Below are 13,087 nucleotides of genomic sequence, written 5' to 3' on the forward strand. Positions count from 1 at the left end.
TCGCTTTCCCTCGCGATGGTATCCTCGTCCTCGCACCACAACCTCAAGGCTGAAGGGCGCTCGCTTTGCGATAATACAGTCCGGTGAACTGTTTTAAGCCCGGAACGGTTCAAATCCTCCCCCCGAAACCAAGCTCTTCTAAACATCAATAGATCACCAAATGCCCGCAGCCAGCCGGCCGCGCTGCGTTCCAACGCCCCAATCACCACCGCGGATCTACGCATCTGTCGATGCGGATACGAGTATGGGCAAGTGTGATAAATTTCGAAACGTTGCATGGATCAGTAACTGATCTCTCGCCAAAGAATTGTATGCTCCACGACTACCTTTTCGCGCATATATTTGCTATTCTAATTTAGAAATAACAGTGATACCGTTCCATATCGGCCGCACGCAGCTTTGATCCTATTCAATTTTTGATCCCATTATTTTGGCCGACAGGTTCCCGCGATAGGTACGAAAAGTTTTTCTTTGGGGGGAAACAATGGGGAAATCAGTGTCTTTTCTGGCGGCCGTCCCGCGTGGAAGGCAATATCTCTTGCCGGCATATATTACGCTTTGCGCCTTGTTGTGTGTGCTTGGTCTTTTTGTCGGCGCCGCTCATTCACAACAGCCCACCGATGCGCAACGCAATGCCATCAAGTCGGCCTGCCGTTCCGATTTCATGGCGCAATGTTCAGGCGTGACGCCGGGCGGCATCGAAGCTTTGACCTGCCTGCAACAGCATAGCGCGACACTTTCTCCGGCCTGTCGAAACGCAGTATCGGCGGTGGACACGACCAAGCGGAAGTCCAGTGCCGTTGCGCCCGCCGAGACGCCCGGAACGGCGCCGGCCCAATCTGGCGCAGCCGCCTCCGGTGGAACGCAGGCGCGTCAGCCGACACAGGCGCAGCGCAATGCGGTCAAATCTGCCTGCCGTTCCGATTTCATGGCGCAGTGTTCGGGTGTGACGCCGGGTGGCTCTGAGGCGCTTACCTGTCTTCGCCAGCACAACGCAACCCTATCCCCATCCTGCCAGCAGGCAGTTGCGGCTCTGGGAGGGAGCGCTTCTGCGCCTGCGGCCGGGGGACAGACCCCGGGTGCGGGTGGTGCAGCGGCGGCGGTGCCAGGTGCGGGTGCCGCGATGCCGTCTTTCACGCCACGCGAAGAATTGATCATCCTGCGGCGGTCGTGCGGGCCGGATTTTCGCGCCTTCTGCCGTTCAGTGCCGCTCGGCGGAGGCCGGGGCATTGCCTGCCTGAGGGACAATCTGCAGCGGGTGTCTCCGTCATGCCAGAGGGTATTGACCAGCGGATTATAAGGTCAAGTGCGGGGAACCTCGGTTTCTTTCTGGGCGAAGGGGCGGGCGGCGAATATTTCTTGAGAAAATAGTTCTGTCGGCCGATAGCGAACCAGCCTCCCTCTGTGGTCTGCAGGCATCATCCGAAACTGACATTTCATGCGAGTTTGAGCGATACAGGCCTGCCGAAGCAGGCAGGTTGCATATTCGATGGATCAACGACGACCGGAACGAAAGGCATTGCAATGTCATCCATTTCCTACGTTCAGAAATTCAACCGATTGCTGATTTACGGCTCCATCGGCCTATGCTTCATCCTGCCTAGGGCGGCATGGGCGGATGATGCGACGCATCTTCTGAAAACAATGTCCGACTATCTCGCGGCGCAGAAGACAATGTCGTTTCGCTATCAGTCCTCGCTGGAGGCTGTGACACCGGATTTTGAGAAGCTTCAGTTCGTCAGCTCCGGTACTGCCAGTCTTGAGCGTCCCGACAAGCTCAGGATCACCCGGACGGGCGGGTTCGCCGATGTCGATGTGAGCTTCGACGGTTCGACCCTGACCGTGCACGGCAAAAATCTCGACGCCTATGCCAAGATCGATGCCAAGGGGTCTGTGGACGATTTGCTTGGCCGACTGATGGACGCCGGTGTCGAAGCGCCGGGCGCCGACCTGCTGTCGTCGGATGTTTTCGATCTGCTAATGTCGGACGTGACTGTCGCCAAGCATGTATCCAGTGCTTTCGTCGACGGCGTAGAATGCGAATATCTGACGTTCCGCACGCCTGAAATCGACTGGCAGATCTGGATACAGGCCGGGCCGAAACCAATACCGCGGCGCTACGTCATCACCAGCAAGCATGTCGGCCAGGCGCCGCAATACACGCTGGAGATCAACGATTTCAAGAGCGGACCGGAAGTCGCCGCCGTTTCCTACAATATCGAGATTCCAACCAGCGCGAAAAAGGTCGATCTCAGCGAACTCCAGTCGCTGGATGAGCTTCCCGCGCCTGCCGATACGGGAGAAGGCAAATGAGACATCCCAGATTATTGCTTGCTGCAGGATTGGTCGGCGCTTTCCTTTTCGCCGATGTCAATATCGAGCCGGGCGGATCGATACCGCTGTCGATAAATTTCGGCACACCGGCAGGCGCCGTCATCGGCCGGCCCTTGACCCCGCTGTCCTATGCGGGCGTTGCCCGCAGGACCACGCGCCGCGTTGTCGCGGGAACGACGGCTGCCATCGCTGTTTTGCCGGCGGGCTGCGTCTATGGGGCCTATTATGGCGGTTATTACTATCGCTGCGGATCCGGCTACTATGTCAGGAGCGGCGGTGGCTATGTTCGGGTCGTCGTGCCATAGGTCGGGTCGCGACCATCGAATGATCGTTTGCGGGGCGAAGGAGTGGGTCCCATTGGGCGCGTGGCGCCTGCGTGGAGATTACTTTCCGTGCCCTCAATCCGCAGCTTGCGAAACCGGCTGTGGGGCGGTGCGGCGTTTTCTGTATTCCTCGATGCGTTGCAACACGACGTAGAATGAAGGAACGAAGAGCACGGCAAGGCAGGTCGAGGCGATCATGCCGCTGAAGACCGATATGCCGATCGACTTGCGGGCGGAAGCGCCGGCTCCGGTCGCGAGCACAAGCGGCAGCACACCGAGGATAAAGGCAAAGGAAGTCATCAGGATAGGCCTGAAGCGCAAGCGCGCCGCCTCGACCGCCGCCTCGATAATGGCCATACCTTGCTCGCGTTTCTCCCGTGCATATTCGACGATGAGAATGGCGTTTTTCGAGGCGAGCGCGATCAGCAGGATGAGGCCGATCTGGGTATAGAGATTGTTCGCGACACCGGCAGCGCTCAGTGCGCCCACCGTTCCGAGCAGTGCGAGCGGCACGGCCAGCAGCACGGCTAACGGCAGAATCCAGCTCTCATATTGGCCGGCGAGCACGAAATAGACGAGAAGCATGGCGAGGGCAAAGACGAAATAGATCTGCCCGCCGACAGCCTTTTCCTGATAGGACAAAGCCGTCCATTCGAAGCTCGATCCGGGCGATAGCGTGCGGTCGGCTATCTGCTCCATGACATCAAGCGCCTGCCCGGAACTGAAGCCACTGGCGGCCCCGCCGACGATCGTCGCGGTCGGATAAAGGTTATAGAGGCTGATGAGGGACGGCCCCTGGATGCTGGTAACATCTATCACCGTGCCGAGCGGCACCAAGGTGCCGTCGCCGGCCTTGACCTTCAGGTTGCGGATGTCGTCGGGACGCACGCGAAAATCGGGAGACGCCTGCACATAGACCTGGAAGATTCGTCCGAATTTGTTGAATTGCGTTACGTAGCTCGATCCCACGTAAGCCGAGAGTGTCGAGAAAACCTGCCCAACCGTAATGCCGAGCATCTCCGCCTTGATGCGATCAACGGAGACATAGAGTTGCGGGACGTCGGCCCGGAAAGATGTGCTCAGCCTTTGCAGCGACGATTGTGCGTTACCGTTTTTGACGATGGTATCGGCCAGGCCCTGCAGCAGCGGATAGTCGAAATTCCCGCTCCGGATCTCGACCTGCATAGTGAAACCATTGGCATTGCCGATGCCCTGGATCGGCGGCGGCACGACCACCAGCGTCTTTGCCGCCAATATATCCCGCAGCGCGCCGTTCAAATGCTCGTAGATCGATAGCAGGTCCTGCCCCTTTTCCTTGCCGCGGATATCCCAATCCTTGAGCACGACATAGGCGACGCCGGCATTCTGCAAGCTTGCGCTGTTGTCGAGGATGGAGATGCCGCTAATGGTCAGAACCTGGTCGACGCCGGGCGTCTGTTGCGCAATCTTGCCGACCTGTTCCATGACCGCGTCGGTACGTTCCTTGGAAGCACCGTCGGGAAGCTGTGCGCTTATCAGCACGTAACCTTGATCCTCGACCGGCAGAAAGGCAGTCGGCAGGCGCGTGAGTCCCCACACGGCGACAGCGATCAACGCCAGAGCAACGAGAACGGCAATGCCGCTACGGTGAACCATGCCGCCGATAAGCCTGACATAACCACGTTCCGCCCGATCGTAGACCTTGTTGAAGCCGCGATAGAAAAAGTTGCGTCTCTCAGGCGGCACCGGCGGGCGCAGCCAGAGTGCGCATTGCGTCGGCTTGAGCGTCATTGCGTTGATGGCGCTGATCAGTGCGGTGGCGGCGATGACCAGTGCGAACTGCTTGTAGAGCTGTCCCGTCAGGCCCGGAAGGAAGGCCGCGGGAATGAACACAGCCATCAGGACGAGCGTGATGCCGATAACGGGGCCGAATAGCTCGTCCATCGCTTTCTCGGCCGCCTGTTTGCCGGGCATTCCTTCCTCAATGTGACGTGAGACACCCTCGACGATGACGATGGCGTCGTCGACGACGATACCGATGGCAAGAACGATCGCGAACAGCGTCGAGAGGTTGACGGTGAAACCGAGTGCCGCCATCGCTGCGAATGCGCCGATGATCGTGACCGGTACGGTGGTCGCCGGGACCAGCATTGCGCGCCAGTCCTGAAGAAAGACGAGAATGACGACAAGCACGAGGAGGCCGGCCTCCACCAGCGTTATGTAGACCTCGTTGATAGAAGCCGTCACGAACTTGGTGGTGTTAAACGGGACTTCGTAGGTGAGGCCCGGCGGAAAGCTTTTGGAAAGCACCGCCATTCTCGCGGCGACATCCTTCGCAACTGTGATGGCGTTTGCTTCCGGCAATTGGAAAATGCCGATACCGGCTGCAGGCCGCCCGTTCTGCATGAAGGATTGACTGTAGGTCTGGGCGCCGAGTTCGACGCGACCGATGTCGCGAATACGCGTGATGCGTCCGCCATTCTGCTGGTCGACCTTGACGATAATATTCTCAAAGTCGACCGCGTCGTCGAGCCGTCCGCTGACGTTGAGCGTGTACTGAAAATTCTGACCGGGCGGCACGGGTGGTATGCCCACCTGGCCTGCCGTCACCTCTTGGCTCTGTTCCTGCACGACGTTGATAACATCTTGCGGCGTCAGGCCACGCGCCTGCAGGAGGTCAGGATCCATCCAGATGCGCATGGCATATTGGCCCGCACCGAATACCGACACATTGCCAACGCCCGGCAGGCGAGCCAATTCGTTCTGCAGATTGATGACGGCGAAGTTGGACAGGAAAAGGCTGTCATATCGGCTGTCCGGTGAGGTCAGGCTGACGAATTCCAGAATCGACGTCGATTTCTTTTGTGTCGTGACGCCCTGAAGCTGGACGGCATCCGGCAGCGAGGACATGGCTATGGCGACACGGTTCTGCACAAGGACCTGCGCCTGATCGGGATTGGTGCCGATCGCAAAGGTAACTGTCAGGGAGTAGGTTCCGTCGCTGGCGCTCGTCGACTGCATATAGAGCATGTTCTGCACACCGTTGACCTGCTGTTCGATCGGCAGGGCAACGGTATCGATGAGGGTTTTTGCGCTCGCGCCGGGGTAACGTGTCGTCACCTGTACCGTCGGCGGAACAACGTTCGGATATTGCGCGACGGGTAATTGGAAGAGCGCGACCGCGCCGATGAGGACGAAGACAAGCGCCAGAACATTCGCGAGCACCGGCCGCTCGATGAAGAAGCGTGAAATCATGCTGTCCTCCTCGGATATTGGCGTGAAAACGGGAGCGAGTTCATGGTGTGTCAGACTTTGGTGTGCCGGGTTTAGGCGCATCTGACGTGGGTGCGGTGGCAGCGGGTGCGATATCGTTCGATGCGCTTGCCGTCGCGGCTGCGTCTAACGCGACTTTCTCCGGCGCAACCTTGCTGCCTGGGATGGCCTGCTGAATACCTTCCGTCACGACCCAATCGCCGGCGTCAAGTCCGGATTCAATGACGCGCAGAGGACCTTCGCGCTGGCCGGTTTTCACTTGCTTCTGCTCGATGATTTCATCTTTCCCAAGCACCAGTACATAGTTGCCCAGCTGGTTGCTGCCGATTGCGTCGTCCCTCACCAACAGCGCCTTGTCTTCATGTCCGACCGGCACGCGCACACGCACAAAAAGACCTGGCAGAAGGGCGCGATTCTTGTTGTCGACAATGCCCCGCACCGACAGCGTGCCGCTTGCCGTATCGATCTGCGGCGCGGCGTAGTCGAGATGGCCCTTGAAGGGATAGCCGGTCTCGCCCTGCAGGCCGATCTCAAAGGGAATGGTCGGAAGGTCGGTTTGCCTGAACGTGTGCCCTTGCTTTGCCATATCCTGCTTGATCATCAGCACCTGTGGTTCGCTGACGCTGAAATTGACATAGAGCGGATCCATCTGGACGATAGTTGCGAGCGTGGTTGGGCCGGATACCCCGACCAGGGCGCCCACATCGACGAGATGGGCAGTCACCGTGCCGTCGAACGGCGCCACTACCTTCGTATATCCGAGGTTGATCTTCGCAAGGTCGAGACTGGCCTGTGCGTTGAGGATGGTTGCGTTCGCCTGATCAAGCGTCGCCTTGGCACTGTCGACGGCCGTTTGTGTCGTGACCCTCTGCCTGCTGAGATTGAGCTGCCGCTGGTACTCCTGATCGGCGCCGACCTGCGATGCCTGCGCAGAGGCAAGTGTCGCTTGCGCCTGATCGACTTGCGCTTGGTATGTATCGCTCTGAATGCTGAAGAGCTGGGTGCCCTTCGTGACAGTCGTGCCGTCGCGATAGTCGATCGACTCGAGGAAGCCCTGAACGCGTGCCTCTATATCGACGGAATTGATTGCCGCAGTATTGCCGGTCAGCTCGAAATATCGGGTGACGGCCTGCTGCAGAGGAAGCGCTACACGCACCTTCGGCGGCGGTGGGGCGACGTAGGTGTTGTTGCTTCCGTCGCATGCCTGAAGAGAAATCGTGCAGAAAAGCACGACGCAAAATTGCAGACCTTGAGAAAATCCCCCACGCATTCCTGACGCCCCCATAACTTGCGAGTTCCAGTCTTCATGCGTGCCTCGTCGACAACCAAGCGGTACCGATGGATCAAGGCATGTGGCAATATGAAGCGGCATTGCTAAAAATTGCAATAGCCCGCGCCCTGCAATTAGCGTGGGCTGTATTGGCGGAGGCCAAACCTGATTAGGCAGGCCTCCTTTTTCTGAACGTCATCATAGCAAGAAGCAGGACAATAATAACACCGGCGGCAATCAGGACATGGTGATGGAGGGGGAGGTGGCCGAACGTCTGCTCGATACCCTGTCCGAACAGATAGCCTATTCCGGTGAAGAGCGATCCCCAGACCAAGGCGGCCACGGCGTTGATCGAGACGAACTTTATCGCTGAAACGCCTGACATTCCGATGGCGACCGGACTGATGGTCCTCACGCCATAGATGAATCGGAACGCGAAGATGAAGCCGGTGGGATAGCGCTCCAGAAGATGCGTGACCCGTGCGAAAGCCGGCTTCTCGATGATTTTCTGGATGCGCGGGTAGTGTCGGGCATAGCGACCAGCGAAGAAGAGGGTTTGGTCCGCGATAAAGGAACCGGCGCAGGCGGCTGTCGCCGCGCTCCAATAGGTCATGAGGTGGCGATGCGAAAATACACCGCCGAGGATAACCATGGTTTCTCCCTCGACGGCTGCACCCAGGAAGATCGCCAGGAGGCCATATCTTGCGATCAGAAGCTCGATGGTCATTGTGGGTGGCTCCGGATCGAGGGCGTGACCTTTACCGCTGGAAAATGAGCAACACGTAAGCCAGGAATAGCACAAGGTGAACGGCGCCCTGCATGAGATGGGTCCGGCCGCTGGCGAAAGTGATGATACTGACGGCCAGCGTCAGGATGAGCATCACGAGATCGCTGCCTTGAAGTCCCAGCGTAACGGGGTGTGCATAGATATAGCTGACGGCGAGCATAGCAGGGACGGTTATCCCGATCGTTGAGAGGACCGAACCCAGGAAGATATTGATTGAGCGCTGTAAGTGGTTGGCGCTGGCGGCGCGCACGGCACTGATGGCTTCCGGTGTGGCAACCAACACGGCCATGACGACACCGCCGAAGGCGACGGGCGCTTGCAATGTTTCGATGAAGTAGTCGATCGGCTTGGCGAGTTCTTCGACAAGGAACACCACCGGCCCCATATAGGCGAACAGCAGAATGGTATGAAGCCATATCGATCCGCGTACAGGGCGAGCGTCGTGCTTGACGGGCGGTTCGCTTTCGTCGGCGAAGAAATGGTGATGGCGACCGGCCTGAAGCATCAGGAATATACCGTAGAGGCCGATCGATATGATTCCGAGCACCATCTGTCTTGGCGCGGAAGGGTGCGGGCCTCCGGAAGTATACAGGAAACTGGGCATAATCAGGCTCAGCGTTGCCAGCGGCACGATAAGCCCGAGATAGGCATTGGCGCCCTGAAGGTTGTGCGACTGCTCCGGCCGGCGCCAGGCGCCGAACAGCAACGACAATCCCACCATGCCGTTGAGGATGATCATAATCACCGCGAAAAGCGTATCGCGGGCAAGGGTAGGGTTGTTCGCGCCATGGATCATCACGGCGGAAATAGCCATCACCTCGATCGAGGTGATAGCAAGCGTCAGGATCAATGTGCCATATGGCTCCCCAAGTCGTTCCGCCAGATGATCGGCATGCCGGACAACGGAAAGCGCAGAGCCAAGTACGGCGGCAAAAAGCCCGAGAAAAATGAAAGCGAGCCAAACAGGGTTGGACAATTGTTGAAACAACGAATCTTCAAAGCCAAGGACCACCAGGCTGGTCAGAATGCTGATCGCCAGAAACCATTCCTTGCGTAGAAGACGGGTCAGTCCGAAGGGACGAAATACCAGTGTGTCCGTCATTGGGATGACGGCCGCCCAGTGAACTGTAGCTGCAAAGCGATAACCAATGCCATCATATCATCCCCCCGTTGCCGGACGCCCGCAAACCGTCTGAATCCATCGCTCCGAGTCCAAAATTCTACACGCGTTCGCTGCTTCCCGCGAGAGCAGCCTTTGCTCGTTCGATCGAGGCGTGTACCGGCAGAGCGGTCGCACAGATAGATCGTGCCTTTGACGTGCTACCTCGTGTTAGGTTGCGCAATCCGTCGAGGTAGCCACGAACCATCGTGCCGGACCAGCCAGGTTCCGCCTTTGTGGAAAAGTGGCCGGATCTCGGGATCGCGCAGTCCCTCGAACTTTTTTATAAGCCCGGCTATGGCCGTTGTCTTCTCCGCAAAAAGGGCGACGAGCGGTATATTGCCTGATCCCATAGCCATCTGAAAACGTCCAGTCCATCGTTAGCCTGCCCGCCAACTCGAGCACTTCGCTCCGACCGCGCTGTCAATCGATAGGTATTACTCGCGGCCATAGGTTAGCTTTTTCGTGCATACCGTACCGCATTGGTCGGAACTGACCTCGTGCGGTTTAAACAGTCCTGATTTATTGCTGGCGCCCCCTCCTATTTGAGGGAGCTTTCCCCGCTTGCCCCGCCTTATTCATTTGGCGGGGCTTTTTCATGCGCGGCTTATTTTTGGTGTCTATCTCCATGTTAGAGATGGTGAAAAAAAACGCGAACGAAATTAAGCGGGTCGTTACCTTCGCGGTTTAGCCAAATTTTATTTAGCTATTGACGATATTTAATTATCGTTTAACTTCAAATCGTTGGATACTTGACGCCCGCCTGTCACCGCTTAGCAGGTGGGCGCTTTTTTGTTGCGCAAGCCAATAGATATACTATGATAATATCATAACATTTTAAAAGCCTCGCCATCCCCCCAAGTGGCGGGGTTTTCTTTTCCCAATCGCTGCGATTCTATTGTGCCGGTCGCTTCGGCAACAAGCGCTTCGGCTATGTTATTCCAAGTTCCGTTCAGCTCACCCTAAGTTAAGCGCGCTTTTTACGAGAGAAAATTAAAGCATCGGCGCGGTGCTAGCAACGCGGGGAAGCATATTTTCATGTTTAGCGTTGCCTAAATTATCAAAATGTACAATAAATATACCGAGGCAAAGAATCGATAACTGTGTTGTCTATGACGGAGGGGGCTATGACACTTGCAATCAATGATATTGCGCCGGATTTCGAGGCGGAAACGACCGAAGGCAAGATCCGCTTTTACGACTGGGCCGATAATTCCTGGGTCGTCCTGTTCTCGCATCCGAAGGATTTCACGCCGGTGTGCACCACCGAGCTCGGCTATATGGCGAGGATCAAACCCGAATTCGACAAGCGTGGCGTGAAAATTATGGGTCTGTCGGTCGATCCGCTCGACCGTCATTCCGGTTGGGTGAGCGACATCAAGGAGACGCAGGGGTTTGCACCGAATTTCCCGATGATTGCCGATGTCGATTACACCGTATCGAAGCTCTACGGCATGCTGCCGGCAGCGGTGTCAGGCGATCCGACCAAGCGCACCCCGGCTGACAATCAGACCGTGCGGAACGTCTTTGTCGTTGGTCCGGACAAGAAGATCAAATTGATTTTGGTTTATCCGATGACCACAGGCCGCAATTTCGATGAAGTCCTGCGTGTGATAGACTCGCTTCAGCTTACCGCGAAGCACAGGGTCGCTACTCCGGTGAACTGGAAGCAGGGTGAGGATGTGATCATCGCCGGTTCGGTGAGCGACGACGAAGCCAAGACATTGTATCCGCAGGGGTGGAACGCGCCTAAGCCCTACATCCGGATCGTTCCACAGCCGAAGGCGTAACCACGACGGCCCTTCGTCCGGGGCGAGATTTGCGCAAGGGAGTCGCCGATGATCTTCCGTCAGCTCTTCGACAGCGTGTCCGGTACCTATACCTATCTCATCGCCAGCCGCCGGGGCGGTGAGGCGCTCATCATCGATCCCGTGCTCGAGAAGGTCGACCGCTATCTTCAGCTCGTGGACGAACTTGACCTGAAGCTGGTCAAGGCCGTGGATACCCATCTGCATGCCGACCATATCACCGGATTGGGCGCGCTACGCGACCGCACCCATTGCATCACGGTGATGGGCGAGCAGACACTTGCCGATGTCGTCTCTATGCGTGTCACGGAAGGCGATCGTGTCGCGATCGAAGGTTTGAGCCTCGATGTGCTCTATACGCCGGGCCACACGGACGATTCCTATTCCTTCCTCATGGGCGGCCGGGTGTTTACGGGCGACACGCTCCTCATTCGCGGCACCGGACGCACCGATTTCCAGAACGGCAACCCGCTTCAACAATATGATTCGATCTTCAACAAGCTTCTGAAATTGCCGGACGAGACGCTGGTCTATCCGGCCCATGACTATAAGGGCGATACGGTTTCCACCATCGGCGAGGAGAAGCTATTCAATCCGCGCCTCAGGGTTCGGTCGGCGGACGAGTATGCCGACCTCATGAACAACCTCAAACTCCCTAATCCGAAGATGATGGATGTGGCCGTGCCGGCCAATGTTCATGTCGGTCTTCATCAGGATGAGATTGCACGTAAAGGCTGGGCTGTCTCGGCGGCCGAGGCGCTGGCGTTGCGCGGTCGTCCCGATATTGCGATCGTCGACCTGCGCGAGAAGGGCGAGCGCGAAAAGCATGGAACCATCCCAGGCTCGCTGCATGCACCCTATCCGGATTTGCTGGAAAACATCAGCGCGGGCGGCATGCTGCATGAGCTGGCGGCGGCCACCGGCAAACGGATCGTGTTCTATTGCGCCTTCGGCGAGCGATCGGCGATGGCGGTGCAGGCCGCGCAGGACGTTGGCCTGGCAACCGCCTGTCATATCGAGGGTGGCATCGCCGCGTGGAAGAAGGCGAACGGGCCGGTAGCCCATTGAGCTGTGCACCAGCCAATAGACCGGCAATGAATGGGTGCTCCAACTGACTGCAAGTACGGCGGATACAGGCGCTTGCCGTACAGATGAATGCAGCCGGCCTTACTGCGGAATTGACTGCATCAATATTTCGCTGCGCAGAATAGGTGCTTCATCCCCGAAATAGGTCTTCAGCAGCTTCGGAAAATCATCTGATTGATAAAAAGCCGTGAGCGCCTCATCTGCGAGAAGGCGGAAGGCGGAATCGTCTCGCTGCAAGGCGATCCCATAGGGCTCGTGCGTGAACAGGCGGTTGCCGATCGCAAGTGCGGCGGGATTGCGAGCACGAGCGGCGAGGCTGATGAGGAGAGCCCGGTCGGCGAAATAGGCGTCGATCCTATGGTCTTCGAGGGCTTCGAGCCCGTCCTGATGCGTTGCGAAATCTGCGACCCGCGTTTTCGGTACATCGGGCCCGAGTGCTTCGCGCAGTGTCGCGCCGGTGGTCGTATCCGAGCGGACGCCGATGATGCTGTTTGAAGGCGATTGTGCGTCCACCGCTCGCACCGGGCGCTTATCGAGGAAGAGTATCTGCAGGTATTCGGGCGAATCCTTGCGCAGCAGTGCGCTTGCTCCAGTCAGAAAGATCGGCTGAGAAAAATCGACGCTTTCACGCCTGTCAAGATTGATGGTGATAGCGCCGCACAGAAGATCGATCTGTCCGCTTTTCACAGCGTTGAATCCATCGGCGAGAGTGGTTTCGACATATTCCCGCTTCACGTCGGGAATCTTGTGGCCGATTTCGTCGGTGATCTTTCCGCAGAGATCGATGGTATATCCCGCCGGACTGCCGTCCTTTTTCTTGAAGGAAAACGGTGCCTCGTCGGCAATGTAGCCGATCCGGACGGTTCCCTTTTGAGCGATCTGGTCGAGCGTTTGAATGGCGGCGGCCATATATGCCGAGACGCAAAGGATGAGGCCTGCCAGAACCAACCGTCTCATGCATTTCGCCAGCATGATCTTCATCTCCGAAAGAATGGTGGCGATCGCAAACGCTTAGGCGAAGATTATGGTCTGGGCGTCATTTGTCAACGATGGATTGTTTTCGAAAAG

General features: G+C 57.5%; 10 protein-coding genes. 5 read left to right on the top strand and 5 right to left on the bottom strand.

Translation table 11 applies throughout. From position 1 onward, the window contains the following. Positions 1 to 484 precede the first annotated feature (484 nt). The 3 genes from FHT86_RS28375 (at position 485) to FHT86_RS28385 (ending at position 2,639) form a co-directional block, all read left to right on the top strand. Positions 485 to 1,300, top strand: coding sequence for a cysteine rich repeat-containing protein (locus FHT86_RS28375; RefSeq protein WP_133710257.1), 816 nt, complete (start codon positions 485 to 487; stop codon positions 1,298 to 1,300). 224 nt (positions 1,301 to 1,524) lie between these two features. Next, the gene (locus FHT86_RS28380; RefSeq protein ID WP_133710258.1) at positions 1,525 to 2,313 is read left to right on the top strand and encodes a DUF2092 domain-containing protein; all 789 of its coding nucleotides are present in this window, start codon (positions 1,525 to 1,527) and stop codon (positions 2,311 to 2,313) included. Continuing rightward, on the top strand, positions 2,310 to 2,639 hold the full coding sequence (locus FHT86_RS28385) for a hypothetical protein (protein ID WP_133710259.1): 330 nt from the start codon (positions 2,310 to 2,312) through the stop codon (positions 2,637 to 2,639). The genes FHT86_RS28380 and FHT86_RS28385 overlap by 4 nt, the downstream gene beginning before the upstream one ends. Positions 2,640 to 2,732: 93 nt before the next feature. On the opposite strand, the gene FHT86_RS28390 is transcribed toward FHT86_RS28385, so the two are convergent. The 4 genes from FHT86_RS28390 to FHT86_RS28405 all read right to left on the bottom strand — a co-directional run bounded on the left by FHT86_RS28390 (position 2,733) and on the right by FHT86_RS28405 (position 9,068). Continuing rightward, a complete protein-coding gene (locus tag FHT86_RS28390; RefSeq protein ID WP_133710260.1) occupies positions 2,733 to 5,891 on the bottom strand; it encodes an efflux RND transporter permease subunit in 3,159 nt (1,052 codons plus the stop codon). Between the two features lie 40 nt (positions 5,892 to 5,931). Then, positions 5,932 to 7,179, bottom strand: a complete 1,248-nt coding sequence (locus FHT86_RS28395; RefSeq protein WP_133710261.1) for an efflux RND transporter periplasmic adaptor subunit — start codon at positions 7,177 to 7,179, stop codon at positions 5,932 to 5,934. Between the two features lie 169 nt (positions 7,180 to 7,348). After that, on the bottom strand, positions 7,349 to 7,906 hold the full coding sequence (locus FHT86_RS28400; protein WP_133710262.1) for a DedA family protein: 558 nt from the start codon (positions 7,904 to 7,906) through the stop codon (positions 7,349 to 7,351). 31 nt (positions 7,907 to 7,937) lie between these two features. Then, positions 7,938 to 9,068: a calcium:proton antiporter gene (locus FHT86_RS28405; RefSeq protein WP_133710263.1), complete on the bottom strand. Its 1,131-nt coding sequence runs from the start codon at positions 9,066 to 9,068 to the stop codon at positions 7,938 to 7,940. Between the two features lie 1,184 nt (positions 9,069 to 10,252). On the opposite strand from FHT86_RS28405, the gene FHT86_RS28410 reads away from it, so the two are divergent. Both FHT86_RS28410 and FHT86_RS28415 read left to right on the top strand, forming a co-directional pair. Beyond that, on the top strand, positions 10,253 to 10,915 hold the full coding sequence (locus FHT86_RS28410) for a peroxiredoxin (RefSeq protein WP_133710264.1): 663 nt from the start codon (positions 10,253 to 10,255) through the stop codon (positions 10,913 to 10,915). Between the two features lie 48 nt (positions 10,916 to 10,963). Further along, positions 10,964 to 12,001, top strand: coding sequence for an MBL fold metallo-hydrolase (locus FHT86_RS28415; protein ID WP_133710265.1), 1,038 nt, complete (start codon positions 10,964 to 10,966; stop codon positions 11,999 to 12,001). 99 nt (positions 12,002 to 12,100) lie between these two features. Here FHT86_RS28415 and FHT86_RS28420 read toward each other — a convergent pair whose 3' ends face one another. After that, positions 12,101 to 12,991 (bottom strand): amino acid ABC transporter substrate-binding protein, encoded by an 891-nt coding sequence (locus FHT86_RS28420; RefSeq protein WP_133710266.1) that lies wholly within the window; start codon positions 12,989 to 12,991, stop codon positions 12,101 to 12,103. Positions 12,992 to 13,087 lie beyond the last annotated feature (96 nt).

The organism is Rhizobium sp. BK313 (assembly GCF_014193655.1).
In the GTDB taxonomy this organism is placed as follows: domain Bacteria; phylum Pseudomonadota; class Alphaproteobacteria; order Rhizobiales; family Rhizobiaceae; genus Rhizobium.

Bases quoted from the DNA above. Each gene is read 5' to 3' on its own strand.
- FHT86_RS28400 (WP_133710262.1), bottom strand. From the start codon at position 7,906: ATGACCATCGAGCTTCTGATCGCAAGATATGGCCTCCTGGCGATCTTC.
- FHT86_RS28385 (WP_133710259.1), top strand. From the start codon at position 2,310: ATGAGACATCCCAGATTATTGCTTGCTGCAGGATTGGTCGGCGCTTTC.
- FHT86_RS28415 (WP_133710265.1), top strand. From the start codon at position 10,964: ATGATCTTCCGTCAGCTCTTCGACAGCGTGTCCGGTACCTATACCTAT.
- FHT86_RS28420 (WP_133710266.1), bottom strand. From the start codon at position 12,991: ATGCTGGCGAAATGCATGAGACGGTTGGTTCTGGCAGGCCTCATCCTT.
- FHT86_RS28395 (WP_133710261.1), bottom strand. From the start codon at position 7,179: ATGCGTGGGGGATTTTCTCAAGGTCTGCAATTTTGCGTCGTGCTTTTC.
- FHT86_RS28410 (WP_133710264.1), top strand. From the start codon at position 10,253: ATGACACTTGCAATCAATGATATTGCGCCGGATTTCGAGGCGGAAACG.
- FHT86_RS28375 (WP_133710257.1), top strand. From the start codon at position 485: ATGGGGAAATCAGTGTCTTTTCTGGCGGCCGTCCCGCGTGGAAGGCAA.
- FHT86_RS28380 (WP_133710258.1), top strand. From the start codon at position 1,525: ATGTCATCCATTTCCTACGTTCAGAAATTCAACCGATTGCTGATTTAC.
- FHT86_RS28405 (WP_133710263.1), bottom strand. From the start codon at position 9,068: ATGACGGACACACTGGTATTTCGTCCCTTCGGACTGACCCGTCTTCTA.
- FHT86_RS28390 (WP_133710260.1), bottom strand. From the start codon at position 5,891: ATGATTTCACGCTTCTTCATCGAGCGGCCGGTGCTCGCGAATGTTCTG.